General features: G+C 71.8%; 20 protein-coding genes. 16 read left to right on the top strand and 4 right to left on the bottom strand.

Annotated elements, in window-relative coordinates:
- Positions 1–68 precede the first annotated feature (68 nt).
- The 11 genes from ACIPJY_RS09475 to ACIPJY_RS09525 all read left to right on the top strand — a co-directional run bounded on the left by ACIPJY_RS09475 (position 69) and on the right by ACIPJY_RS09525 (position 11,687).
- Positions 69–1,589 carry an ABC transporter ATP-binding protein gene (locus ACIPJY_RS09475; protein WP_400467324.1) on the top strand — a complete coding sequence of 507 codons (1,521 nt, stop codon included), beginning with the start codon at positions 69–71 and terminating at the stop codon, positions 1,587–1,589.
- On the top strand, positions 1,586–2,917 hold the full coding sequence (locus tag ACIPJY_RS09480) for an ABC transporter permease (protein ID WP_400467321.1): 1,332 nt from the start codon (positions 1,586–1,588) through the stop codon (positions 2,915–2,917). Before ACIPJY_RS09475 ends, ACIPJY_RS09480 begins: the two co-directional genes overlap by 4 nt.
- Complete coding sequence (locus ACIPJY_RS09485; protein WP_400467318.1) at positions 2,914–4,200, top strand: ABC transporter permease; 1,287 nt, start codon at positions 2,914–2,916, stop codon at positions 4,198–4,200. Before ACIPJY_RS09480 ends, ACIPJY_RS09485 begins: the two co-directional genes overlap by 4 nt.
- A gap of 16 nt (positions 4,201–4,216) precedes the next feature.
- Entirely contained in the window at positions 4,217–4,696 is a 480-nt protein-coding gene (locus ACIPJY_RS09490) for a cytidine deaminase (RefSeq protein ID WP_400467315.1), read from the top strand.
- Between the two features lie 5 nt (positions 4,697–4,701).
- A complete protein-coding gene (locus ACIPJY_RS09495; RefSeq protein WP_400467312.1) occupies positions 4,702–5,988 on the top strand; it encodes a thymidine phosphorylase in 1,287 nt (428 codons plus the stop codon).
- 98 nt (positions 5,989–6,086) lie between these two features.
- Positions 6,087–7,202: an adenosine deaminase gene (locus tag ACIPJY_RS09500; RefSeq protein WP_400467309.1), complete on the top strand. Its 1,116-nt coding sequence runs from the start codon at positions 6,087–6,089 to the stop codon at positions 7,200–7,202.
- Between the two features lie 4 nt (positions 7,203–7,206).
- A complete protein-coding gene (locus tag ACIPJY_RS09505) occupies positions 7,207–7,653 on the top strand; it encodes a PTS sugar transporter subunit IIA (protein WP_400467306.1) in 447 nt (148 codons plus the stop codon).
- The gene (locus ACIPJY_RS09510; protein WP_400467303.1) at positions 7,650–7,937 is read left to right on the top strand and encodes a PTS sugar transporter subunit IIB; all 288 of its coding nucleotides are present in this window, start codon (positions 7,650–7,652) and stop codon (positions 7,935–7,937) included. Before ACIPJY_RS09505 ends, ACIPJY_RS09510 begins: the two co-directional genes overlap by 4 nt.
- Before the next feature lie 111 nt (positions 7,938–8,048).
- Positions 8,049–8,888, top strand: coding sequence for a purine-nucleoside phosphorylase (locus tag ACIPJY_RS09515; protein ID WP_400467300.1), 840 nt, complete (start codon positions 8,049–8,051; stop codon positions 8,886–8,888).
- Positions 8,885–10,531 carry a phospho-sugar mutase gene (locus tag ACIPJY_RS09520; protein WP_400467297.1) on the top strand — a complete coding sequence of 549 codons (1,647 nt, stop codon included), beginning with the start codon at positions 8,885–8,887 and terminating at the stop codon, positions 10,529–10,531. Before ACIPJY_RS09515 ends, ACIPJY_RS09520 begins: the two co-directional genes overlap by 4 nt.
- Before the next feature lie 202 nt (positions 10,532–10,733).
- Entirely contained in the window at positions 10,734–11,687 is a 954-nt protein-coding gene (locus ACIPJY_RS09525; protein ID WP_400467295.1) for a hypothetical protein, read from the top strand.
- A gap of 117 nt (positions 11,688–11,804) precedes the next feature.
- Here the strand turns inward: ACIPJY_RS09525 and ACIPJY_RS09530 are convergent, their stop codons facing one another.
- Positions 11,805–13,586 carry an acetyl/propionyl/methylcrotonyl-CoA carboxylase subunit alpha gene (locus tag ACIPJY_RS09530; protein ID WP_400467292.1) on the bottom strand — a complete coding sequence of 594 codons (1,782 nt, stop codon included), beginning with the start codon at positions 13,584–13,586 and terminating at the stop codon, positions 11,805–11,807.
- Between the two features lie 79 nt (positions 13,587–13,665).
- A complete protein-coding gene (locus ACIPJY_RS09535) occupies positions 13,666–14,445 on the bottom strand; it encodes a Maf family protein (protein ID WP_400467289.1) in 780 nt (259 codons plus the stop codon).
- A 14-nt stretch (positions 14,446–14,459) separates the two neighbouring features.
- Here ACIPJY_RS09535 and ACIPJY_RS09540 point away from each other — a divergent pair, with 14 nt between their 5' ends.
- The 4 genes from ACIPJY_RS09540 to ACIPJY_RS09555 all read left to right on the top strand — a co-directional run bounded on the left by ACIPJY_RS09540 (position 14,460) and on the right by ACIPJY_RS09555 (position 18,851).
- Positions 14,460–15,719 carry a class I SAM-dependent RNA methyltransferase gene (locus ACIPJY_RS09540; RefSeq protein ID WP_400467286.1) on the top strand — a complete coding sequence of 420 codons (1,260 nt, stop codon included), beginning with the start codon at positions 14,460–14,462 and terminating at the stop codon, positions 15,717–15,719.
- A gap of 105 nt (positions 15,720–15,824) precedes the next feature.
- A complete protein-coding gene (locus ACIPJY_RS09545; RefSeq protein WP_400467283.1) occupies positions 15,825–16,541 on the top strand; it encodes a response regulator in 717 nt (238 codons plus the stop codon).
- Between the two features lie 7 nt (positions 16,542–16,548).
- Complete coding sequence (locus ACIPJY_RS09550) at positions 16,549–17,790, top strand: sensor histidine kinase (protein ID WP_400467279.1); 1,242 nt, start codon at positions 16,549–16,551, stop codon at positions 17,788–17,790.
- The gene (locus ACIPJY_RS09555; protein ID WP_400467276.1) at positions 17,787–18,851 is read left to right on the top strand and encodes a hypothetical protein; all 1,065 of its coding nucleotides are present in this window, start codon (positions 17,787–17,789) and stop codon (positions 18,849–18,851) included. The genes ACIPJY_RS09550 and ACIPJY_RS09555 overlap by 4 nt, the downstream gene beginning before the upstream one ends.
- A 730-nt stretch (positions 18,852–19,581) precedes the next feature.
- On the opposite strand, the gene ACIPJY_RS09560 is transcribed toward ACIPJY_RS09555, so the two are convergent.
- Together ACIPJY_RS09560 and ACIPJY_RS09565 are read right to left on the bottom strand one after the other, a co-directional pair.
- Entirely contained in the window at positions 19,582–19,839 is a 258-nt protein-coding gene (locus ACIPJY_RS09560; RefSeq protein ID WP_400467273.1) for an acyl-CoA carboxylase subunit epsilon, read from the bottom strand.
- Positions 19,836–21,431: an acyl-CoA carboxylase subunit beta gene (locus ACIPJY_RS09565; protein WP_400467270.1), complete on the bottom strand. Its 1,596-nt coding sequence runs from the start codon at positions 21,429–21,431 to the stop codon at positions 19,836–19,838. Before ACIPJY_RS09565 ends, ACIPJY_RS09560 begins: the two co-directional genes overlap by 4 nt.
- A gap of 74 nt (positions 21,432–21,505) precedes the next feature.
- On the opposite strand from ACIPJY_RS09565, the gene ACIPJY_RS09570 reads away from it, so the two are divergent.
- Complete coding sequence (locus tag ACIPJY_RS09570; RefSeq protein ID WP_400467267.1) at positions 21,506–22,336, top strand: biotin--[acetyl-CoA-carboxylase] ligase; 831 nt, start codon at positions 21,506–21,508, stop codon at positions 22,334–22,336.
- Positions 22,337–22,340 lie beyond the last annotated feature (4 nt).

Consider the following 22,340-nt stretch of genomic DNA (forward strand, 5'->3'; position numbering starts at 1 on the left):
CGGGGGAGTTCTCCTCCGCCCGCATTCCCATGCGCTCCGCAGCACCACGACAGAAATAGACTCCCGACATGAAGCTGGAACTCCGCGGCATCACCAAGCGGTTCGGCCCCCTGGTCGCGAACGACCACATCTCCCTCACCGTCGAACCGGGCGAGGTGCACTGTCTCCTCGGCGAGAACGGTGCGGGCAAGTCCACCCTGATGAACGTGCTCTACGGCATGTACCAGGCCGAAGAGGGCGAGATCCTGCTGGACGACGTGGTCCAGGACTTCGACGGCCCCGGTGACGCGATGCGCGCCGGCATCGGCATGGTGCACCAGCACTTCATGCTCGTGCCCGTGTTCACCGTCGCCGAGAACGTGATGCTCGGGCAGGAGGAGACGACCTTCGGCGGCCGTCTCGACCTCGCCGGCGCCCGCAAGCGCGTCCGCGAGATCTCCGAGCGATTCGGGTTCGACGTCGACCCCGACGCACGAGTGGAAGAGCTGCCCGTCGGCGTGCAGCAGCGCGTCGAGATCATCAAGGCCCTCTCCCGCGACGCCTCCGTGCTGGTGTTCGACGAGCCCACCGCCGTCCTCACCCCGCAGGAGACCGACGAGCTGATGGGCATCATGCGCCAGCTCCGCGAAGCCGGCACCGCCATCGTCTTCATCACCCACAAGCTCCGCGAGGTCCGCGAGGTCGCCGACCGCATCACGGTGATCCGGCTCGGCAAGGTCGTCGGCGAGGCATCCCCGACCGCGACGAACAACGAGCTCGCGGCGCTCATGGTCGGCCGCGCGGTCTCCCTGGTCGTCGACAAGGAGCCCTCCGCCGGCGGCGAGGACGCGCTCGTCGTGCAGAACGTCACCGTCACCGACCCGTCCGGCATCGTGCTCGTCGACGACGTCTCCTTCACGGTCCGTCGCGGCGAGGTCCTCGCCATCGCGGGCGTGCAGGGCAACGGGCAGACCGAGCTCACCGAGGCGATCATCGGACTCGAGCCGATCCGCACCGGGCACGTCACGCTGGACGGCAAGGAGCTCACCGGCCGGAGCGTCAAGCAGGTGCTCGACGCCGGCGTCGGGTTCGTCCCCGAGGACCGCAAGGAAGACGGGCTCGTCGGCGAGTTCACCATCGCCGAGAACCTGATGCTCGACCGCGCCGACCACCGCGAGTTCGTCCGTGCCGGCACGATCCGGTCCGCGGAGCGCGACGCGTTCGCGGACGAGAAGATCGCCGAGTTCGACATCCGCACCCCCGGCCGCACCACCGCGGCCGGTCGGCTGTCCGGCGGCAACCAGCAGAAGATCGTCCTGGCCCGCGAGCTCAGCCGCGAGCTGCGCCTGTTCGTCGCGGCGCAGCCCACCCGCGGCATCGACGTCGGCTCGATCGAGTTCGTGCACAAGCGCATCGTCGCCACCCGCGACACCGGCGTCCCCGTCATCGTCGTCTCCACGGAGCTCGACGAGGTCGTGGCGCTCGCCGACCGGATCGCGGTCATGTACCGCGGCGCGATCATCGGCATCGTCCCGGCGGACACCCCCCGCGACGTCCTCGGCCTGATGATGGCCGGGGAGCTTCCAGAAGGAACGGAGCTGGCAGCGTGAGCACCCCCACGCCCAACGAGGAACTGCCCACCGACGACCGCATCCAGGACGTCGAGGGCGGCCCCCGTCTGATGACCGACTCCGCGGACGACACCGAGCGCCGTGCGGGCGACCGCACCGGCACCGAGCGCATGCAGGCAGCACTGCAGGGCATCATGAACGGCTCCGTGCTCGTCACGGTCCTGGCCGTCGTGCTCGCGCTCGTCGCGTGCGGCATCCTGATCGCGATCACCGACCCCGCCGTTCAGCAGGCCGCCGGGTACTTCTTCGCCCGTCCCGGCGACACGTTCCGTGCCGTCTGGACCGCGGTCGGCGGCTCGTACGCCTCGCTGTTCCAGGGCTCGGTCGTCAACTTCGGTGCGAGCTCCTTCGCGCAGGCGATCGCCCCGATCACCCGCTCGATCGACTACGCCGTGCCGCTCATCGCAGCGGGCCTCGGCATCGCGCTGTCCTTCCGTGCCGGCCTGTTCAACATCGGCGGCCAGGGACAGATCCTGATGGGAGCGGCCGCGGCCGGCTGGGTCGGCTTCGCGGTCGACCTGCCCGCGGCGATCCACATCCCGCTCACGATCGTCGCCGGCATCGTCGGCGGTGCGGTCTGGGGTGGCATCGTCGGCGTGCTCAAGGCGCGGACCGGTGCGAACGAGGTCGTCCTGACGATCATGCTCAACTACGTCGCGCTGTACCTGGTCAGCTACTTCCTGCGGACGCCCGGCCTGCTGCAGGCCCCCGGCAGCCCGAACCCGATCTCGCCCGCCATGAAGGACACGGCGGTGCTCCCGGCCCTGTTCGGCCCGCGGTTCGGCATCGACCTCGGCTTCGTCGTCGCGCTCATCGCCGTGGTCGTCGTGTGGTGGCTCGTGAACAAGTCCTCGCTCGGCTTCCGGTTCCGCACGATCGGTGAGAACCCGCGGGCGGCGCGCGTCGCCGGCATGAGCGTGCCGTCCCTGACCATCTGGGTGCTCGTCATCTCGGGTGCGCTCGTCGGCATCGCCGGCGCGTACCAGGTGCAGGGCGCCGTCACGAGCGGCTTCACCTCGAACATCGACGCCGGGATCGGCTTCGACGCGATCACGGTGGCGCTCCTCGGACGCTCGAAGCCGTGGGGCACGTTCTGGGCGGCGATCCTGTTCGGCGTCCTCAAGAACGGCGGCTACGCCATGCAGGCGGCGAACGGCATCCCGATCGACATCGTCGGCGTGATCCAGGCGCTCATCGTCCTGTTCATCGCGGCACCGCCGCTCGTCCGCGCGATCTTCCGGATCCCGCAGCCGGGCGCCCGTCGCAAGAGCTCCAAGAAGTCCGAGCGGAAGGCAGTCGCCGCGTGAGCACCATCAGCCCCACAGCGGCCATGCCCGCCCCGACGGACCGTGCCGTCGAGTCCACCCGCAGCTGGAAGCTCCCGATCGCGTTCGCCGTCTTCACGGTCGTCGCACTCGTGTTCTTCGGCCTCCTGCACCGCGCGGGCGACACGACGTTCCGGCTCGCGAACGCCGGGGACTTCGTGCAGCTGCCGGACGTGCCGCTGCCCGCCACCGGGACCGGCGTCGTCGTCATCGTCGTGCTCGCCCTGGCCACCGTCTTCGCCTTCGTCCAGGCCGGCCGCTACGAGAAGACCCCGCTCTGGGTGACCTCGCTGTTCGCGCTGTTCTTCGTCGTCGGGTTCCTGGCGTGGGCCGCGGCCGGCGCGACGATCCCGGTGCCCGGGCTCCTGGTCGGTGCCCTCGGCCTGAGCGTGCCGCTCGTGTTCGGTGCCCTCGGCGGCGTGATCTCCGAGCGCGTCGGCGTGGTGAACATCGCGATCGAGGGCCAGTTCCTCGCCGGTGCGTTCGTCTCCGCGATGATCGGCTCGCTCACCGGCTCGGCGTGGGTCGGCCTGATCGGCGCCCTCGTCGCGGGTGTGCTCGTGTCGTTCGTCCTCGCGGCGTTCAGCATCAAGTACCTCGTCGACCAGGTCATCGTCGGTGTCGTCATCAACGCGTTCGTGTCCGGGCTGACGGGCTTCCTGTACTCGCAGGTGCTCTCGCCCGCCGAGCAGACGCTCAACGTCGGCATCCGCTTCCCGGTGCTGCCGATCCCGGTCCTGCACCAGATCCCGGTCATCGGTCCGGTGTTCTTCGAGCAGAACGTCATCGTCTACATCGCGTACGTCGCCGTCGCGGTGGTCACCTTCGCGCTCTTCAAGACGCGCTGGGGTCTCCGCCTCCGTGCCGTCGGCGAGCACCCGCAGGCAGCGGACACGGTCGGCATCAACGTGCTCAGCACGCGGTTCTGGAACGTGTCCCTCGCGGGCGCGATCGCGGGTCTCGGCGGTGCGTACTTCACGCTCGGATCGGTCGGTCCGTTCGCCAAGGACATGACCGCCGGCGCGGGCTACATCGCCCTGGCCGCCGTCATCTTCGGCCGCTGGGACCCGATCAAGGCGACGCTCGCGGCGCTGCTGTTCGGCTTCGCGTCGAACCTGCAGAACGTCCTCGGGTCGATCAACTCGCCCGTCCCGAGCGAGTTCCTGCTCATGCTGCCCTACGTGGTGACGATCTTCGCGGTGGCCGGCCTGGTCGGGCAGTCGCGTGGTCCGGCCGCGTCCGGCAAGCCGTACATCAAGAGCTAGCCAGGAGGCCCGGCGCATGACCGACACGAACGCTGCGGGTGACCAGGCGGTCACCGACACCGCCGCTGCGGACGCGGCCACGAGCCTCCCGTCCGACCTGGACTGGGCGTCGCTCCGCGACGCGGCCACGGCTGCCATGCGGCACGCCTACGCGCCGTACTCGTCGTTCCCGGTGGGCGCCGCGGCGCTCACCGACGACGGCCGGATCGTGTCCGGCTGCAACGTCGAGAACGCGTCGTACGGCGTGACGCTCTGCGCGGAGTGCTCGCTCGTCTCGCAGCTGCACATGACCGGCGGCGGCAAGCTCGTCGCCTTCACGTGCGTGGACGGCGACGGCGCGACGCTGATGCCGTGCGGGCGCTGCCGCCAGCTGCTCTTCGAGCACTCGGCCGAGGGCATGCTGCTCGAGACCGTCTCCGGCATCCGCACCATCGACGAGGTCCTGCCGGACGCCTTCGGGCCGCGGACCCTCGTGACCTACCAGCAGGAGCACTGATCAGCATGGCCGTCGAACCGTTCGACACCGTCGACCTCATCCGCACGAAGCGCTCCGGCTCCGCGTTGAGCACGCCGGAGATCGACTGGCTCGTCGACGCGTACACGCGCGGCTACGTCGAGGACCCGCAGATGGCGGCCATGGCGATGGCGGTCTTCCTGAACGGGATGGAGCGCCGGGAGATCAAGGACCTGACGCTCGCGATGATCGCGTCGGGGGAGCGGATGTCGTTCTCCTCGCTCGGCAAGACGACGGTGGACAAGCACTCCACCGGCGGGGTCGGCGACAAGATCACGCTGCCGCTGGCGCCGCTGGTGGCGTCGTTCGGGGTGGCCGTGCCGCAGTTGTCCGGGCGGGGGCTCGGGCACACCGGTGGGACGCTCGACAAGCTCGAGTCGATCCCCGGGTGGCAGGCATCGATCTCGAACGACCGCATGCTGGCGATCCTGGACGACGTCGGCGCGGTCATCTGCGCGGCGGGTTCCGGGCTCGCCCCCGCGGACAAGAAGCTCTACGCGCTGCGGGACATCACCGGCACCGTCGAGTGCATCCCGCTCATCGCGTCGAGCATCATGTCGAAGAAGATCGCCGAGGGCACGGGCGCGCTCGTGCTCGACGTGAAGTTCGGATCCGGGGCGTTCATGCCGACGTACGAGGCATCGCGGGAACTCGCGCAGACGATGGTCGACCTCGGGAAGGACGCCGGGGTCGCGACCTCGGCGCTGCTGACCGACATGGAGGTCCCGCTCGGGCTGACGATCGGCAACGCGCTCGAGGTGCGGGAGTCCGTCGAGGTCCTGCAGGGCGGGGGACCCGCCGACGTCGTGGAGCTGACGCTGTCGCTCGCGTCGGAGATGCTGCGCCTGGCGGGGCTGCCGGACGCGGACCCGGCTGCGGCGCTCGCGGACGGACGGGCGATGGACACGTGGCGACGGATGATCTCGGCGCAGGGCGGCGACCCGTCCGCCGCGCTCCCCGTGGCCCGCGAACAGCACGTCGTCACGGCACCGTCGTCCGGTGTGCTCGCCACCCAGGCGGCGCTGCCGTTCGGCGTCTCCGCGTGGCGCCTCGGCGCGGGTCGAGCGCGGGCGCAGGACCCGGTGCAGGCCGGTGCCGGCATCGAGCTGCACGTCAAGCCGGGCGACACCGTGACCGAGGGGCAGCCGCTCTGGACACTGCACACCGACGATGCGTCGCGGATCCCGCGTGCGCTCGAGGTGCTCGAGGGGGCGTGGTCCATCGGATCGTCCGCTCCGGCCCGCGGGCCGATCGTCCGCGAACGCCTGCCGTGACGTCGCTCCTCCACCTGTAGCGAGCCTCCAGGCCGTTCTCCACAAACCTGTGGGACGTCGCCTGCGGGGCGGGCGTGACCACCGATAGCCTGGTGGACATGAGCGCCGACGCCGCACCCACGTACCGACTGCCCGACGCGGGCGCCGTGATCAACGACCTGCCCAAGGTCTCCCTGCACGACCACCTCGACGGCGGACTCCGCCCGTCGACCATCATCGAGCTCGCCGAGTCGGCGGGTGTGTCGCTCCCGACGACCGACCCCGCCGAGCTCGGCCAGTGGTTCGCCGACCAGTCGAACTCCGGTTCGCTCGTCGAGTACCTCAAGACCTTCGACGTCACCACGAGCGTGATGCAGACGGCGCACGGCCTGACCCGTGTCGCGCGGGAGTTCGTCGAGGACCTCGTCGCCGACGGTGTCGTGTACGGCGAGATCCGGTGGGCGCCCGAGCAGCACCTGCAGGGCGGTCTGACGCTCGACGAGACGGTCGAGGCCGTCCAGGCCGGCATCGAGGAAGCGGTCGACGCCGCCGGCGGAGCGATCCGCGTCGGGCAGCTCGTGACGGCCATGCGCCACGCCGACCGTGCGCTCGAGATCGCCGAGCTCGCCGTCCGCCACCGTGACCGCGGGGTCGTCGGGTTCGACATCGCCGGGGCCGAAGCCGGGTTCCCCGCGTCGAACCACCGCGCCGCGTTCGACTACCTGGCGTCCGAGCTCTTCCCGGTCACCGTCCACGCCGGAGAAGCCGACGGGCTCGCCTCGATCCGCTCGGCGTTGGTCGACGGCCGGGCGCTCCGGCTCGGTCACGGTGTGCGCCTGTTCGAGGACGTCACCCTCTCCGACGCCGGTGACGGCTCCACGCTGGCGTCCCTCGGCGAGATCGCATCGTGGGTGCGCGACCGGGAGATCCCGCTCGAGGTCTCGCCGCAGTCGAACCTGCAGACCGGCGCGATCGCGGCGTGGGGCGACGACCTCGCCGACCACCCCTTCGACGTGCTCTACCAGCTCGGCTTCCGGGTCACCGTCAACACCGACAACCGCCTGATGAGCAACACCACGCTCACCAAGGAGCTCGCGCTGCTCGCGGGGACGTTCGGGTACGACCTCGACGACCTGGCCGCGTTCCAGATCAACGCCGCCCTCGGCTCGTTCCTGCCGCTCGAGGACCGCGAGGAGATCATCGCGCTGATCACGTCCGGCTACGCGGAGGCCTGATCGCATGGGTCTGCCGCCGCTCTCCGACGACGCCGTCGTGCTCGGTGCGTCCGCGCCCACGTGGCGTGACGCGATCCGGCTCGCCGGTGGCGCCCTCGTCGCGTCCGGAGCGGCGACGGATGCCTACACCGACGCCATGATCGCCATGGTGGAAGAGCACGGGCCGTACATCGTGATCTCGCCGGGTCTGGCGTTCGCGCACGCCCGGCCGGGGTCCACTGTGCTGCGCGACGGGCTGTCCGTCGTCACCCTCGCCGAACCGGTGGCGTTCGGGCACCCGCACAACGACCCCGTGTCGGTGGTGCTCGGGCTCGCGGTCGCCGGGGTCGGCACGCACCTGGAGTCCATCGGGGAGATCGCGAACCTGTTCAACGACGCCTCGGTGACGTCCAGGCTCGCGGCGGCCGGGTCCGCTTCGGAGGTCCGTTCGATCATGGGGGTTTCGGCGTGAAGATCGTGACGATCTGCGGCGCGGGCATCGGCTCGAGCGCCATCTTGAAGGTCAACGCCGAGAAGGCCCTGACGGCGCTCGGGCTCAGCGCGGAGGTCGTGGCGGCCGACGTCGCGTCGGTGCGGCAGGTGTCGGACGACGCCAACGTGATCCTCACCTCGCAGGAGTTCGTCGAGGCGATCGGGGACACCTACGCCGAGGTCATCGTGATCCGCAACCACTTCGACCAGGGCGAGATCACGGCCGCTGTGGAGAAGTCCCTGGGGGAGTCACCGGCCCCGTAGCGGGGCGCACGGCGCTGCGCTCGGCAACCCGGAGTGCGGCGCACGGCGCTGCCCTCGGCAACCCGGAGTGCGGCGCACGGCGCTGCCCTCGGTGACCCGTAGCATTGGCCCATGGCCAGCACGACCACCGAATCCAACCCGCTCAACGACCCCGCCGTCGACCCGTTCGACGTCGCCCGCGATGCCGCAGCCGTCATCGCCGCCGAGTCCGGGATCGAGCGGCACGACATCGCCCTGACGCTCGGATCCGGGTGGGGGAAGGCCGCAGACCTCGTCGGTGAGACCGTCTCCGAGATCCCCGCCGCCGAGGTCCCCGGCTTCAGCGCCTCCGCCGTGCCCGGCCACTCCGGCACGGTCCGCTCGATCCGGCTGCCCGACGGCCGTCACGCGCTGGTCATCGGCGCCCGGACGCACTACTACGAGGGCCACGGCGTCCGTCGGGTCGTGCACAGCGTCCGCACGGCGGCGGCGACCGGGGCCACCACGATGGTGCTGACGAACGGTGCCGGCGGCATCAAGGAGCACTGGAAGCCGGGCACGCCCGTGCTCATCAGCGACCACATCAACCTCACCGCGGACAGCCCGCTCGAGGGCGCGACGTTCATCGACCTGACCGACCTGTACTCGGCACGGCTCCGCGAGGTCGCCCGCACGATCGACCCGTCCCTCGACGAGGGCGTCTACACGCAGTTCCGCGGCCCGCACTACGAGACCCCGGCCGAGGTGCAGATGGCGAAGACCATCGGCGGGCACATCGTCGGCATGTCCACCGCACTCGAAGCGATCGCCGCCCGACAGGCCGGCATGGAGATCCTCGGGTTCTCGCTGATCACGAACCTCGCCGCCGGCATCCAGAAGACCCCGCTCTCGCACGCCGAGGTGCTCGAGGCCGGGCGCGAGGCCGAGCCGGTGATCGCGGACCTGCTCGCACGGGTGGTGGCGGCGCTGTGAGCACGGACGTGCTCGACGTCGCACGGGCGTGGCTCGCGCAGGACCCGGACGAGTCGACACAGCAGGCACTGTCCCAGGCCGTGACCGCGGCGTCCTCCGGCGACGAGGCCGCGCTGGCACTGCTCGCCGACCGTTTCGCCGGACGGCTGCAGTTCGGCACCGCCGGGCTCCGTGCCGAACTCGGCTGGGGACCGCTCCGGATGAACCGGGTCGTCGTGACCCAGGCGGCTGCGGGTCTCGCGCGGTTCCTCATCGACACCGGCCGGCAGCGCAGCGTCGTCATCGGCTACGACGGCCGGGTGAACTCGGACGTCTTCGCCCGTGACTCAGCCGAGGTGATGCGGGGCCTCGGACTCGACGTCACGCTGCTGCCGTCCGCGCTCCCGACGCCCGTGCTGGCGTTCGCGGTCCGGCACCTCGACGTAGGAGCCGGGGTGATGGTGACGGCGAGCCACAACCCGCCGCGGGACAACGGCTACAAGGTCTACCTCGGTGGGGACGACGAGGGCTCGCAGATCGTGCCGCCGGTCGACGGAACGATCGCCGATGCCATCGACGCCGTCGCCGCGGGCTCGATCGACGCGCTCGTCCGAGCGACGGACTACACGGTCGCCTCGGCAGCCGTCCTCGACGCCTACGTGGCCGCCACGGCTGCGATCGTGCCGGAACCGGCGCTCCCGGTCGCCGCACAGCCGAAGGTCGTCTACACGGCGATGCACGGCGTGGGGTGGGAGACCGCGCGCGCGGTGTTCGCCGCGGCCGGGTTCGCCGAGCCGGCGGTCGTCCCGGAGCAGATCGAGCCGGACGGGGCGTTCCCGACGGTGGCGTTCCCGAACCCGGAGGAGCCGGGCGCGATGGACCTCGCGATCGCCCGCGGTGTCGCGGTCGGCGCGGACCTGGTGATCGCGAACGACCCGGACGCCGACCGGCTGGCCCTGGCGATCCCGGCCGAGGACGGCTCCTACCGGCGGCTCTCCGGCAACGAGGTGGGCTGGCTGCTCGGCTGGCGGGCGGCGTCCCGCGCCGGTGCCGGTGGCGTCCTCGCCGCCTCGATCGTGTCGTCCCCGGCGCTGTCCCGCGTCGCGGCACGGTACGGCCTCGGGTACCGCGACACCCTGACCGGCTTCAAGTGGGTCTCCCGCGTGCCCGACCTGCGCTTCGGGTACGAGGAAGCGCTCGGCTACCTGGTCGACCCTGAGGTCGTCCGCGACAAGGACGGCATCTCGGCGGCGCTGGTGCTGCTCGACCTCGCGACGTCACTGCACGCGTCCGGTTCGTCCATCGCCGGGCAGCTGGAGGCCTTCGCGGCGGAGTTCGGTGCGTTCGCCTCCGGCCAGGTCGCGACGCGGGTGGACGACCTCGCTCGCATCGGCACGATCATGGAGTCGCTCAGGGCCACGCCGCCGACGACGCTCGGGCCGCTGTCCGTGCTGTCGGCGACCGACTACGCGTCCGGGGTCGACGGCTTCCCGCCCTCGGACATCCTGCGCTACGACCTCGAGGGCGACGCCCGCGTGATCGTCCGTCCGAGCGGCACCGAGCCCAAGGTGAAGGTCTACATCGACACGGTCGCGCCGACCGCCGCCGAGGCCCAGGCGCTCGTCGACGCCCTCGCCGACGCGATCCGCCCCCGCGTCTCGTAGCGCGCGGGCCGCGCGGCCGCGCGGCCGTGCCCCGCTTCGCGCCCGCTTGCGAACATCGCGCCCCGTTACTCCGGGGCGCGATGTTCGCTCGCGGGCGCAAAGCAGACGCCGGCGCTCCTCCCCAGCGCCGGGATCGCTCTTCTGTTTCCGCAACCCCATGCGGGACGACCTGCTCGAGTCCTGTCGGGGTGATCGTCGGACGATGGGAATCGAGATCACGTCGACCGTCGGTCAGACCGACACGGCAGCCGGTGGAGCGATCCGACGTGCGGCCCGCCGAGGAGAACTGGTGCGCATCCACCGTGGCGCCTACGTCGACGCGGCTGCGTGGGCTGGTTCGGCCACACACGAACGGCACCTCGCGCTCGTCCAGGCCTCGATCGGGCGGGGAGACCACATCGTGTCCCATGCGTCCGCCGTCGCCCTGCACCGGTTGCCCTGGATCGGCGGCTTCGGCGCACGCGTGATGCTGACGGATCCCGGTCGTGACCGAGGTCAGGTCAAGTCGTCGCTCCAACGCGTCGGCACCGATGGCCGAGTCCCGGAGACGGTGGCGATCGACGGGTACGTGGTGACCTCGCTCGCCGTGACCGGAGTCGATGTCGCACTCCGCGAACACCCGTGGCGCGCGATCGTCGTGCTCGATGCGATCCTGCGTCGTGGCATCGACCGCGACCAACTGCGCCGTGAACTTTCGATGCGCGGAGCGCCGCGTGCCCGGCGGCGTGCTCGGGAACTGATCGGGATGGCGGACGCGTCCGCGGACTCACCCGGCGAGAGCATCACGCGATGGGGAGCGCACGTGCTCGGTGCTCCGAGCCCACAGCCCCAGCGGGAGTTCCCGAACGAATGGGGTGGCGCTGACCGGGTCGACTTCTGGTTTCCCGGATCCGGCACGATCGTCGAGTTCGACGGAGCTGCGAAGTACCGGGACCCGCGGTACCGGAACGGCCGCAGCGCCGAGGAAGTCGTCGTCCAGGAGAAGCGTCGCGAAGATCGACTCCGTGGGCATCACGAAGTCCACGGATTCGCCCGCGTGACGTGGAGCGACGCGATGCCGGCGGGCCAGCTCCCGCGACGCTTGCTCGACGCCGGGGTACCGCTCGGGCCCAACTGGGCCGCAGCGTGGCGAGCTGCTGCGAATCGCGCCCTCTGACGGACATCGCGCCCCGAGGTGACGGGGCGCAATGTCCACGAAGGGGCGCGATACACGCCGCGGCAGCGCCGCGCGGCGCGCGGCCGCAGCGGCGCGCCGCGCGCGCCGGCGGCGCCGCTACGCGAGCTCGAGCAGGACGTGGCCGGACGAGATCGTCTGGCCGACGGGGGCGTTCAGCCCGGTGACGACGCCGTCCTTGTGGGCCTGCACGGGCTGCTCCATCTTCATGGCCTCGAGCACGACGAGCAGGTCGCCCTTCACCACGGTGTCGCCCTCGGCCACGGCGAGCTTCACGACGGTGGCCTGCATCGGCGACGCGACGGACGAGCCCGACACGGTGCGACCACCACGGACCGCCGAGGAACGCCGACGCGGGGGAGCGGACGGGCCCGCCGGACGCCGACCGGCCGCGGAACCGGCACCGCCGCCGACGATCGACGGCATGGTGACCTCGATGCGCTTGCCCTGCACCTCGACCACGACGGTGTCGCGCGACGCCGGTGCCGGCAGCTCCTCGGGGGAGCCGCTCCACGCCGGGATGTCGTTGTCGAAGTCGGTCTCGATCCACTGCGTGTACACGCTGAACGGGGTCGAGTCGTCGGTGGCGAACGCCGGGTCCGACACGACGGCGCGGTGGAACGGGATGACCGTCGGGAGGCCGGCGACCTCGAACTCGGCGAGTGCGCGACGCGAGCGCTCGAGGGCCTCTGCACGCGTGGCGCCGGTGACGACGAGCTTCGCGAGCATCGAGTCGAACGACCCGGACACCACGTCGCCGGACACGACGCCGGAGTCGACGCGGACGCCGGGGCCCGACGGTGCGTGGAACACGTGCACGGGGCCGGGCGCCGGGAAGAAGTTGCGACCCGGGTCCTCGCCGTTGATCCGGAACTCGAACGAGTGACCGCGGGGGGTGGGGTCGGTGTAGTCGAGCACGCCGCCCTCGGCGATGCGGAACTGCTCGCGCACCAGGTCGATGCCGGTGACCTCCTCGGACACGCAGTGCTCGACCTGCAGGCGCGTGTTCACCTCGAGGAACGACACCGTGCCGTCCGCCCCGATGAGGAACTCGCACGTCCCGGCGCCGACGTAGCCGACCTCGCGCAGGATCGCCTTCGACGACTCGTACAGCGCGGACTCCTGGGCGGGGGTCAGGTACGGAGCGGGCGCCTCTTCGACGAGCTTCTGGTGGCGGCGCTGCAGCGAGCAGTCGCGCGTCGACACGACGACGACGTTGCCGTGCTCGTCCGCCAGGCACTGGGTCTCGACGTGCCGCGGCTTGTCGAGGTACTTCTCGACGAAGCACTCGCCACGACCGAAGGCGGCGATGGCCTCACGCGTGGCGGACTCGAACTGCGCCTCGACCTCGTCACGCGAGCGCACGACCTTGAGGCCCCGACCGCCACCGCCGAACGCGGCCTTGATCGCGACCGGCAGCCCGACCTGGTCGACGAAGTCGATGACCTCGGAGACGTCCTGCACGGGCTCGATGGTGCCGGGAGCGAGCGGCGCGCCGACCTTCTCGGCGACGTGCCGAGCGGACACCTTGTCGCCGAGGCGCTCGATGGACTCGGGCGACGGGCCGATCCAGGTGAGCCCGGCGTCGATGACGGCGCGGGCGAAGTCGGCGTTCTCGGCGAGGAACCCGTACCCGGGGTGCACGGCGTCGGCGCCGGAGCGACGAGCGACCGAGATGATCTTGTCGATCACCAGGTACGTGTCGGCGCTGGTGGTGCCGTTGAGCGCGTACGCCTCGTCAGCGAGGCGGGCGTGCAGGGCGTCACGGTCCTGGTCGGCGTAGACCGCGACCGAGGCCTTTCCAGCATCGCGGGCCGCGCGGATGATGCGGACGGCGATCTCGCCGCGGTTCGCGATGAGGACCTTGCTGATACGGGGCATGACACATCAGCGTATTCGCGCCGGGGCAGGTCGAATTGACCGGCATCGACAAGAAAGCGAAGGAATTGCAGGTGGATGTCTACAGCGACCAGAGGTCGTGCCAGGAGACCCCGAAGCCGCGCAGCAGCATCGACCGGAGCACCGGCAGCGAGAGCCCGACGACGGCGGACGGGGCGCCGTCGATGCGGGTGATGTACGCAGCGGCGCGCCCGTCGATCGTGAAGGCACCCGCGACCTCGAGCGGTTCACCGGTCGCCACGTACGCGTCGATCTCGTCCGCCGACACGTCGTCGGCGAACGTGAGCACCGCGCTGTCCACGGCGACCACGCGGTCGCCGTCGACGGCCATGGCGGAACCGCCGGGCGCGACGTCCCCCAGGGACGGAACCGTGGTCGCCGAGCCGGCACGACGCCGGACAGGAGGCTCGGTGCGGGCTGGAACCGGGCCTCCCGTCCGTGTCGTGGCGGGGTCCGTGTCCCGTCGACGGTCGATGACGCAGTGACCGCTCCAGAGCGTGCCGCCTCCGGCGGCCAGCATCTGCCGCCACCGGTCCCGCGCGACGGCCGGGTCGTGCGGCTTGCCGTACAGCTGCCCGTCGACCTCGAACGCGGAGTCGCCGCCGAACACGATGCCGTCGACCGGCGACCCGGCGACGGCGGCGTCCGCGACCGCGGACGCCTTCGCGACGGCGAGGAGCGACACGAGCTCCGGGCCGGTCAGGGCGCGACCGAGTCCGGCCGCCGCCTCGGCCCCCACGGCGTCCTCGTCGACCCCGGGGGAGACCAGCACCGGTTCGATCCCGGACTGGGCCAGCAGGGCTCGGCGGGCGGGGGAGGTACTCGCGAGGTACAGACGCATGGGAACATCGAACCATGGGTGAATCGGTCGGAACGCTGCTCGAGCTCGACGTCACCGGGATCGCCCACGGCGGTATCTCGGTGGCACGACACGACGGACGGGTGGTGTTCGTCTCGGACGCGATCCCCGGAGAGCGTGTCGTCGCACGGGTGACGGAGGACCGGAAGAAGTCGTTCTGGCGCGCGGACACGGTCAGTGTCATCACGCCGAGCGAGCACCGGGTGGACCACGTCTGGCCCGAAGCCGGCCTCGACCGCGACCCCGCCGTGCGCCCCGGTGGCGCCGAGTTCGGGCACATCGCGCTCGCCCACCAGCGGACCCTGAAGCACGACGTGCTCGTCGACTCGTTCTCGCGCTTCGCGCACACGGACCTGGCGGAGGTGCTCGGCCACGACGTCGTCGTCGAGGCGGCGCCCGGTGACGACGCCGCGAACGGCCTCGGCTGGCGCACCCGCGTGCGGCTGCACGTCGGCGAGGACGGCACACCCGGCCCGTTCGCCGCGCGCTCGCACGACGTCGTGCCGGTGTCCTCCCTGCCGCTGGCGACCGCCGCCGTGCAGGAGAGCGCCCCGCTCGGTCGCGGCTCGATGCCCGGCGCGTCCGTGGTCGACGTGATCGCGCCGTCGGACGCCGACGGTGCCCGGCTCGTCATCGACGCGCAGACGCCGACCATCGTGACCGAGACCGTCGGGGAGCGGACGTTCCAGGTCGACGACAACGGCTTCTGGCAGGTGCACCACCGCGCCGCCGAGGTGCTCACCGCCGCGGTGCAGGACCTGGTCGACCGGGAGCGCCTCGACGCCGACGGCACGCACCTGGACCTCTACGGCGGTGTCGGGCTGCTCGCCGCGGCGCTCGGCGACCTCGTCGGCCCGAAGGCCAGGATCACCAGCGTGGAGAGCTCCGGGCGTGCCACCGAGCACGCGCAGGAGAACCTCGCCGAGTGGATCGGGGCCCGCGCCGAGACCGGACGGGTCGACCGGTGGCTCGCGCGCACGGTGGCGACCGCGACGCCGGCGGAGCGGCAGCGGTACCGCGCTGGCACGATCGTGCTCGACCCGCCGCGCGCCGGCGCCGGGCGCGAGGTGGTCGTGCAGATCGCCGCACTCCAGCCGGCCCAGGTCGTCTACGTCGCCTGCGACCCCGTCGCGCTCGCCCGCGACGTCGCCACGTTCGCCGATCTCGGGTACCGGCTCGAGGCGCTGCGGGCCTTCGACCTGTTCCCGCACACCCACCACATGGAGGCCGTCGCGCGCCTGGTGCCGATCGCGTAGCGCCGAGTTGTGTGGCGGGGCCGGAACCTGGGTCCGACCTGGGTATCCTGGCATCTGACGGCAGTCCGGTTTCAGGGGCCGGGCGCGTCGGAACGAGAGGTCACCGTGCCAGCAGACACGACCACAACCACAGGGACGACCGGACTCACCACGAGGCCGGTCCGCGTCGCGATCGTCGACGACCACGAGTCCGTCCGGCTCGGCATCCAGGCCGCGTGCCAGAACGAGGGCTTCGAGGTCGTGCTGACCGCGGCGAGCGTGCCCGAGTACATCGCGAACCTCGACGGGCGAGAGGTCGACGTCGTCGTGCTCGACCTGTCCCTCGGTGACGGCTCGACCGTGACCGAGAACGTCAAGGGCGTGCAGGGGACCGGCTCGGCCGTCCTCGTGCACAGCATCGCCGACCGCGTCGCGAACGTGCGAGAGGCACTGGCGGCGGGGGCCGCCGGCGTCATCCCGAAGTCCTCGGCGACGAAGACCGTGATGGCAGCCGTCGCGACGGTCGCCCGCGGGGACGTCCTCAACAACCTCGAGTGGGCCAGCGCGATCGACGCCGACCGGGACTTCGCGAAGGCGCAGCTCGGACGCCGTGAGCGCGAGATCCTGCACCTCTACGCATCGGGCCTCCCGCTCAAGCTCGCCGCGCAGCAGCTCGGCATCGGCTACTCCACGGCTCGTGAGTACCTCGACCGGATCCGCGTCAAGTACGTCGAGGTCGGGCGTCCCGCGCCGACCAAGGTCGACCTGCTCCGTCGCGCCGTCGAGGACGGCATCCTGCCGGGGCTCGACTCCGGGATCGACCCGGACGGCGACGGACGCTGAACCGACGATGACGACGGAGGTCGCGCCGTTCGGCGTGGACCCGGCGCGCAGCGTCCGGGCGACGATCACGCAGGGCTCCATCGAGCGCGCCTTCGCGATCCTCCTGGCCGTGGCCGCGATCGGCTTCGGCGCGGCGTTCGCTCCGGCGGTCGTCGCGCAGCTGCCGTACCTCGACCCGGTGTGGGGCCCCGTCTCCGCGCTCGCGGTCGGGGCGTCGTTCGTGCTCGTCGGCGTCTCCGCGTTCGTGCAGCGGCTCGCCCAGCCGGCCCAGATCGTCTGCGCCGTCCTGTTCCTGGTCGTGCTGGTCACGTGGCCGTCGACGGTCCGTGACACGCTGCCCGCGACGCAGCTGCCGTGGCCGTGGTGGCTGTGCAACGTCGGCACGATCGCCGCGGCCATGGGGTTCGCCACGTGGCGGGCGTCCGTGTACAACGCGATCGTGCCGGCGGTCTACATCGTCATCCGCCTGACGCCGGCCGGCGGGGAGGTCGGGATCACCCGAGCGCACCTCGACGGCGTCTACACGGCGATCCTCGGCGGCGCGGCCCTCGTGCTCATCGTCGTGCTCCGCCGTGCGGCCGCCGCGGTCGACACCGCGCAGGCCACGGCCGTGCGGCGGTACTCCCGGGCGATCCGGGAGCACGCGACCGAGGTCGAGCGGGTGCAGGTCGACGCCATCGTGCACGACAGCGTCCTCACCACGCTGCTCTCCGCGGCGCGTGCCGACACGGTCGAGGCCAAGACCCTCGCCGCCCGGATGGCCCGCAACGCGATCGACCACCTCGCCGCCGCGGCGTCGGACGGTCCGGGCGAGGTCCCGCCGGTGCCGCTCGTCGAGCTCCGGCAGCGCATCGCGTCGGCGGTGTCCGCGCTCGCCGAACCCGTGACGGTGCAGAGCGGCGCCCTCGGCTCCCGCAGGCTGCCCGCGGCGGTGGCGGACGCGATGGCATCGGCCACGCTCCAGGCCGCCGTGAACAGCGTGCAGCACGCCGGGACGGACGTCGCACGCTGGGTCACCGTCGAGCAGGACCCGCGGGGCGTCGTCCGCGTCGAGATCGGGGACGACGGCACCGGGTTCGACGTCGCGGCGATCCCCGCAGAACGGCTCGGCGTCCGCCGCTCCATCATCGAGCGGGTCACCACGGCTGGCGGGGCGGCGCGGATCGTGACCGCTCCCGGCGCGGGGACCCGGATCGAGCTGACCTGGCCCGCGCCCACGACGTCCGACTCGCCGGAGGTGTCGGCGTGAAGGTCTCCATCCGCGCGTCGATCGCCACCGGCCTGGCAGCGCTGTTCTCCGTCTACCACCTGGTGCTCGCCGCCACGACGCTGTCGCGGGTCGGTGACGTCGGCCCGGTCGTCGCGTGCATGGCGCTCTACGCGGCCGCGACGGGCGTGGTGCTGTTCGTGAAGGGGCGGGCGCTGCCGGTGTGGGCGGCGTGCTTCTCGCTGGCGACCGCCGTGGTGATGCCCGTCGTCGCCGCGCCGGTGGTCGAGCTCGGGGACGGCCCGGGGTACGCCACGTGGTGGATCGCCGCCGTCGGCACGCTCATGGTCATCCTGGTCGTCCGGGGTCGGGCACCGTTCGCGTGGGCCGGCGTGCTGTTCCTCGCCCTGCACACCGTCGCGTGGGCGGGCTTCGGTGCGCTCGGGGCGCTCGGCGTCCTGGGCAGCGTCGCCTGGGTCGTGATCGCGACGGCGTTCTCCGCGGCGATGAACCGCGCGACCCGGATCACCCGCGACTTCGTCCGTGCCGAGCAGGAGACCGCTGACTGGCAGGCCGCGCAGGACGCCCACGTGTTCGAGCGGCAGTTCCGCCTCAGCCAGACCACGCGGATGGCGCTGCCGATGCTGCAGCGGATCATCGACTCCTGCGGGGACCTCAGCGAGTCCGAGCGGACCGAGTGCCTGCACCTCGAGCAGGCCATCCGCGACGAGATCCGCGGCCGGTCCCTGCTCTCCGACGACGTCCGCGACGAGGTGATGCGCCTGCGCCGTCGCGGCGCCGTTGTGCAGCTCCACGACGACGGCGGGCTGGACGAGCTCGAGGGCGACGACCTCCGGCGCATCCACGGTCGCCTGGCGGATGCGCTGCGGCAGGCCCAGGACGCCGACAACGTCATCGTGCGGACCGTCCCCGAGGGCTCTGGCGCGGCGGTCACGGTCGTGGGGCTGCGGCTCGACGGCGAGGCGAGCGAGTCGGCAGCGCTCGGCGCCGGGCTCGATGACGACGACGACGACGACGGCGACGAGGACGAGGACGACTCCGTCGCGCTCTGGCTCGAGATCCCGCGCCACGAGTCCGTGTAGCGCCGCGCCCGGGCCGCCCGCCCGCGCGCGCCAGCCCCCACGCGCCCGCGCCCCGTCCGCAGCACTCTTCCGACGCCGCACACGTCGATCGTCTGGCGCGCTGACGACCCGTGCGGACGCACCCGATCGGTCCGCATCGTTCGACACGGCAGAAGTCGATCGACCGGCGCGGTGTCGATCAATGCGGAAGCAGCGGCAGCAGCAGCGGCAGCAGCAGCGGCAGCAGCAGCGGGAGCAGCCGGAGCCGCGGGAGTCGCGGGCGCAACGAGAGCAGCGGGAGCGCGGGCGCAGCGAGAGCAGCGGCAGCAGCGGGCGCCGCTGGCGCAGCAGGCAGGCACGCCGGCGCGCCCCGGAAACGGGGAACGGGCCGGTCAGGAAACCCGACCGGCCCGTTCACGACCCGAGGCAGAGCGACAACCCGAATATCGCCCTGGCTCGCAGCGGACAGTGACGTCGTACCCTAGTCGGTCACCGTCCGGCGATGTTCTTCAATGAAGGACACCGAACACCAGTAACTATGCCCACTACCAAGCCTCGTGTCAGTCGTCATTATGGGGGACAAAACCGACCTTTTCGGTCCCCATCCAGAAAGTGTGGCCCCCGAGTGAGGGGAGACCGACCAGGAAGTGCACCCTGCAACGGTGATGCGGTCCACCAGTTCAGGGGTACACCGGGGGACGGATCCCGCCGCGCGGACCTCGCGTGACGGACAGCGGCGCGTGACCCGGGGTCAGCGGAGCGAGCGTACCCAGGCCCCCGGCCCGTGCGGCAACGGCTGCCGGAGCCCCCGCGCGGAGGTCTCCCACCCGACCCGCGGCGACACCTCGACCTGGGCACGGCCGGCGGCTGCGGCCTCGTCGGCCTGCCGCTGCAGCACGGCGACGACCGCGGCGAGTTCCTCGGGCGTGGGGTCGCCGGCGACGACCTGCACGTCCGCGACCGGGCTCGGTGCGTCGGTGGGGACAGCGGCGGCGTGGCGTGCCGTCACAGCGGGATGTTCCCGTGCTTCTTCGGCGGCAGCGTCGCCCGCTTGCCACGCAGCGCCCGCAGCGCCTTGATCACCGAGACGCGCGTGGCGTGCGGCTGGATGATCCCGTCGAGCTCACCGCGCTCGGCGGCCAAGTAGGGCGACGCCACGTTGTACGTGTACTCGTTCGCGAGCCGGGAGCGCACGGCGGCGACGTCCTCGCCGGCCTCCTCGGCGCGCTTGATCTCCGAGCGGTAGAGGATGTTCACCGCGCCCTGGCCGCCCATCACGGCGATCTCCGCGGTCGGCCACGCCAGGTTGATGTCCGCGCCGAGCTGCTTCGAGCCCATCACGATGTACGCGCCGCCGTAGGCCTTGCGCGTGATGACGGTGACCAGGGGGACGGTGGCCTCGGCGTAGGCGTACAGCAGCTTCGCGCCGCGCCGGATGACGCCGGTCCACTCCTGGTCGGTGCCGGGCAGGTAGCCGGGGACGTCGACGAGCGTGAGGATCGGGATCCCGAAGGCGTCGCAGAACCGCACGAAGCGCGCGGCCTTCTCGCCCGCGTCGATGTTCAGCGTGCCGGCCATCGCCTGCGGCTGGTTCGCGATGATGCCGACCGTGCGGCCCTCGACCCGCCCGAACCCGATGAGGATGTTCGGCGCGAAGAGCGGCTGGACCTCGAGGAAGTCGCCGTCGTCGACGATGTGCTCGATGATCTGGGTGACGTCGTACGGCTGGTTCGTCGAGTCCGGGATGACGACGTCGAGCTCGCGGTCGGCGTCGGTGGTCTCGAGCTCGGGGGCGACGTCGTACGCCGGCGCGTCGGACAGGTTGTTGTCCGGCAGGAACCCGATCAGCGAGCGGGCGTAGTCGAGCGCGTCGTTCTCGTCGTCGGCGAGGTAGTGCGCGACGCCGGAGACCGCGTTGTGGGTCTGCGCGCCGCCGAGTTCCTCGAAGCCGACGTCCTCACCGGTGACGGTCTTGATGACGTCCGGGCCGGTGACGAACATGTGGCTGGTCTTGTCGACCATGATCACGAAGTCCGTCAGGGCGGGGGAGTACACCGCGCCGCCGGCCGCCGGGCCCATCACGATGGAGATCTGCGGGATGACCCCGGACGCCTGCGTGTTGAGGCGGAAGATCTCGCCGTACTTGCCGAGCGCGACCACGCCCTCTTGGATGCGGGCCCCACCGGAGTCGAGGATGCCGATGATCGGCACGCCGGTCTTCAGCGCGTGCTCCATCACCTTGACGATCTTCTCGCCGGCGACCTCGCCGAGGGAGCCGCCGAAGACGGTGAAGTCCTGCGCGTAGACCGCGACCTGCCGGCCGTGGATCGTGCCGAGCCCGGTGACGACCGCGTCACCGTAGGGCCGCTTCGACTCCATGCCGAACGCATGGGTGCGGTGCCGGACGAACTCGTCGAGCTCGACGAAGGAGTTCTCGTCGAGGAGCAGCTCGATGCGCTCACGCGCCGTCATCTTGCCCTTGGCATGCTGCTTCGCGATCGCGGTTTCGCCCGCGGCGGTCACGGCTTCGTGGTACCGGACGCGGAGGTCGGCGAGCCGGCCGGCCGTCGTGGAGAGATCGTGGGTGTCGCCTGAAGTCACCCGCTCACCCTACCGGGGCGGCTGTGCCCGCCGGTTGGAGGACCCCCACGGTTCCTGCCCGTACATTTGCGTGCATGTCCACACCCGAGTTCCCGCGATCCCGCGCTGCCGTCGAGTCCACCGGAGCCGTCCTCGACGTCCGGCCGACCACCGGGTCGACGAACGCGGACCTGCTGGACGCGGCACCGACCCTGCCCGACGGCAGCATCGTCGTGACGCTCGACCAGACCGCCGGGCGCGGACGCCTCGACCGCACGTGGTCGGCCCCGGCCGGGCAGACCCTGGCGGCGAGCCTGCTGGTCCGTGCGCCGCTCGACGACCGGGACCGCGGCTGGCTGCCCCTCGTGGCGGGCGCGGCGATGCGGGACGCGGTGACCGCGACCCTGGAGTCGGCACAGGACGACGTGCCCGGCGCTGCGGACGCGACCCGGGCCTCCAGGACGACCGTGAAGTGGCCCAACGACGTCCTGGTCGACGGCCGGAAGATCTGCGGCATCCTCTGCCAGGTCGCCGTCGACGGCTCCGTCGTCGTCGGCGCCGGCGTCAACCTGACCATCCCCGCAGCCGAGCTGCCGACCCCGACGTCGACCTCGCTGCTCGCGTCGGGCGCGACCGGTGACGCGGCCGACCTGGCCGACGCGGTGCTGTCCGCCTTCGCCACGGCCGTCCGGGAGGCCGTGGTCGCCCTGGCAGCGGGCGGCGCGGACGCCGAGGCGGTCCGGTCCCACGTCCGGGCCGGGTGCGGCACGATCGGCGCGCGGGTGCGCCTCGAGCTGCCGGACGGCTCCGTCGTGGAGGCAGACGCCACCGGCATCGACGACGAGGGCCGCATCACGATCCGGGATCGGGACGGCTCGAGCAGGGGCGTCGCCGTGGGGGACGTCACCCACCTGCGGTATGCATGACGCC

The organism is Curtobacterium sp. NPDC090223, from assembly GCF_044746585.1.
Classification (GTDB): Bacteria; Actinomycetota; Actinomycetes; order Actinomycetales; family Microbacteriaceae; genus Curtobacterium.

Excerpts from the sequence above, each read along its gene's own strand:
- ACIPJY_RS09495 (WP_400467312.1), top strand. The coding sequence starts at position 4,702 with ATGGCCGTCGAACCGTTCGACACCGTCGACCTCATCCGCACGAAGCGC.
- ACIPJY_RS09530 (WP_400467292.1), bottom strand. The coding sequence starts at position 13,586 with ATGCCCCGTATCAGCAAGGTCCTCATCGCGAACCGCGGCGAGATCGCC.
- ACIPJY_RS09515 (WP_400467300.1), top strand. The coding sequence starts at position 8,049 with ATGGCCAGCACGACCACCGAATCCAACCCGCTCAACGACCCCGCCGTC.
- ACIPJY_RS09550 (WP_400467279.1), top strand. The coding sequence starts at position 16,549 with ATGACGACGGAGGTCGCGCCGTTCGGCGTGGACCCGGCGCGCAGCGTC.
- ACIPJY_RS09505 (WP_400467306.1), top strand. The coding sequence starts at position 7,207 with ATGGGTCTGCCGCCGCTCTCCGACGACGCCGTCGTGCTCGGTGCGTCC.
- ACIPJY_RS09525 (WP_400467295.1), top strand. The coding sequence starts at position 10,734 with ATGGGAATCGAGATCACGTCGACCGTCGGTCAGACCGACACGGCAGCC.
- ACIPJY_RS09500 (WP_400467309.1), top strand. The coding sequence starts at position 6,087 with ATGAGCGCCGACGCCGCACCCACGTACCGACTGCCCGACGCGGGCGCC.
- ACIPJY_RS09535 (WP_400467289.1), bottom strand. The coding sequence starts at position 14,445 with ATGCGTCTGTACCTCGCGAGTACCTCCCCCGCCCGCCGAGCCCTGCTG.
- ACIPJY_RS09570 (WP_400467267.1), top strand. The coding sequence starts at position 21,506 with ATGTCCACACCCGAGTTCCCGCGATCCCGCGCTGCCGTCGAGTCCACC.
- ACIPJY_RS09490 (WP_400467315.1), top strand. The coding sequence starts at position 4,217 with ATGACCGACACGAACGCTGCGGGTGACCAGGCGGTCACCGACACCGCC.
- ACIPJY_RS09475 (WP_400467324.1), top strand. The coding sequence starts at position 69 with ATGAAGCTGGAACTCCGCGGCATCACCAAGCGGTTCGGCCCCCTGGTC.
- ACIPJY_RS09540 (WP_400467286.1), top strand. The coding sequence starts at position 14,460 with ATGGGTGAATCGGTCGGAACGCTGCTCGAGCTCGACGTCACCGGGATC.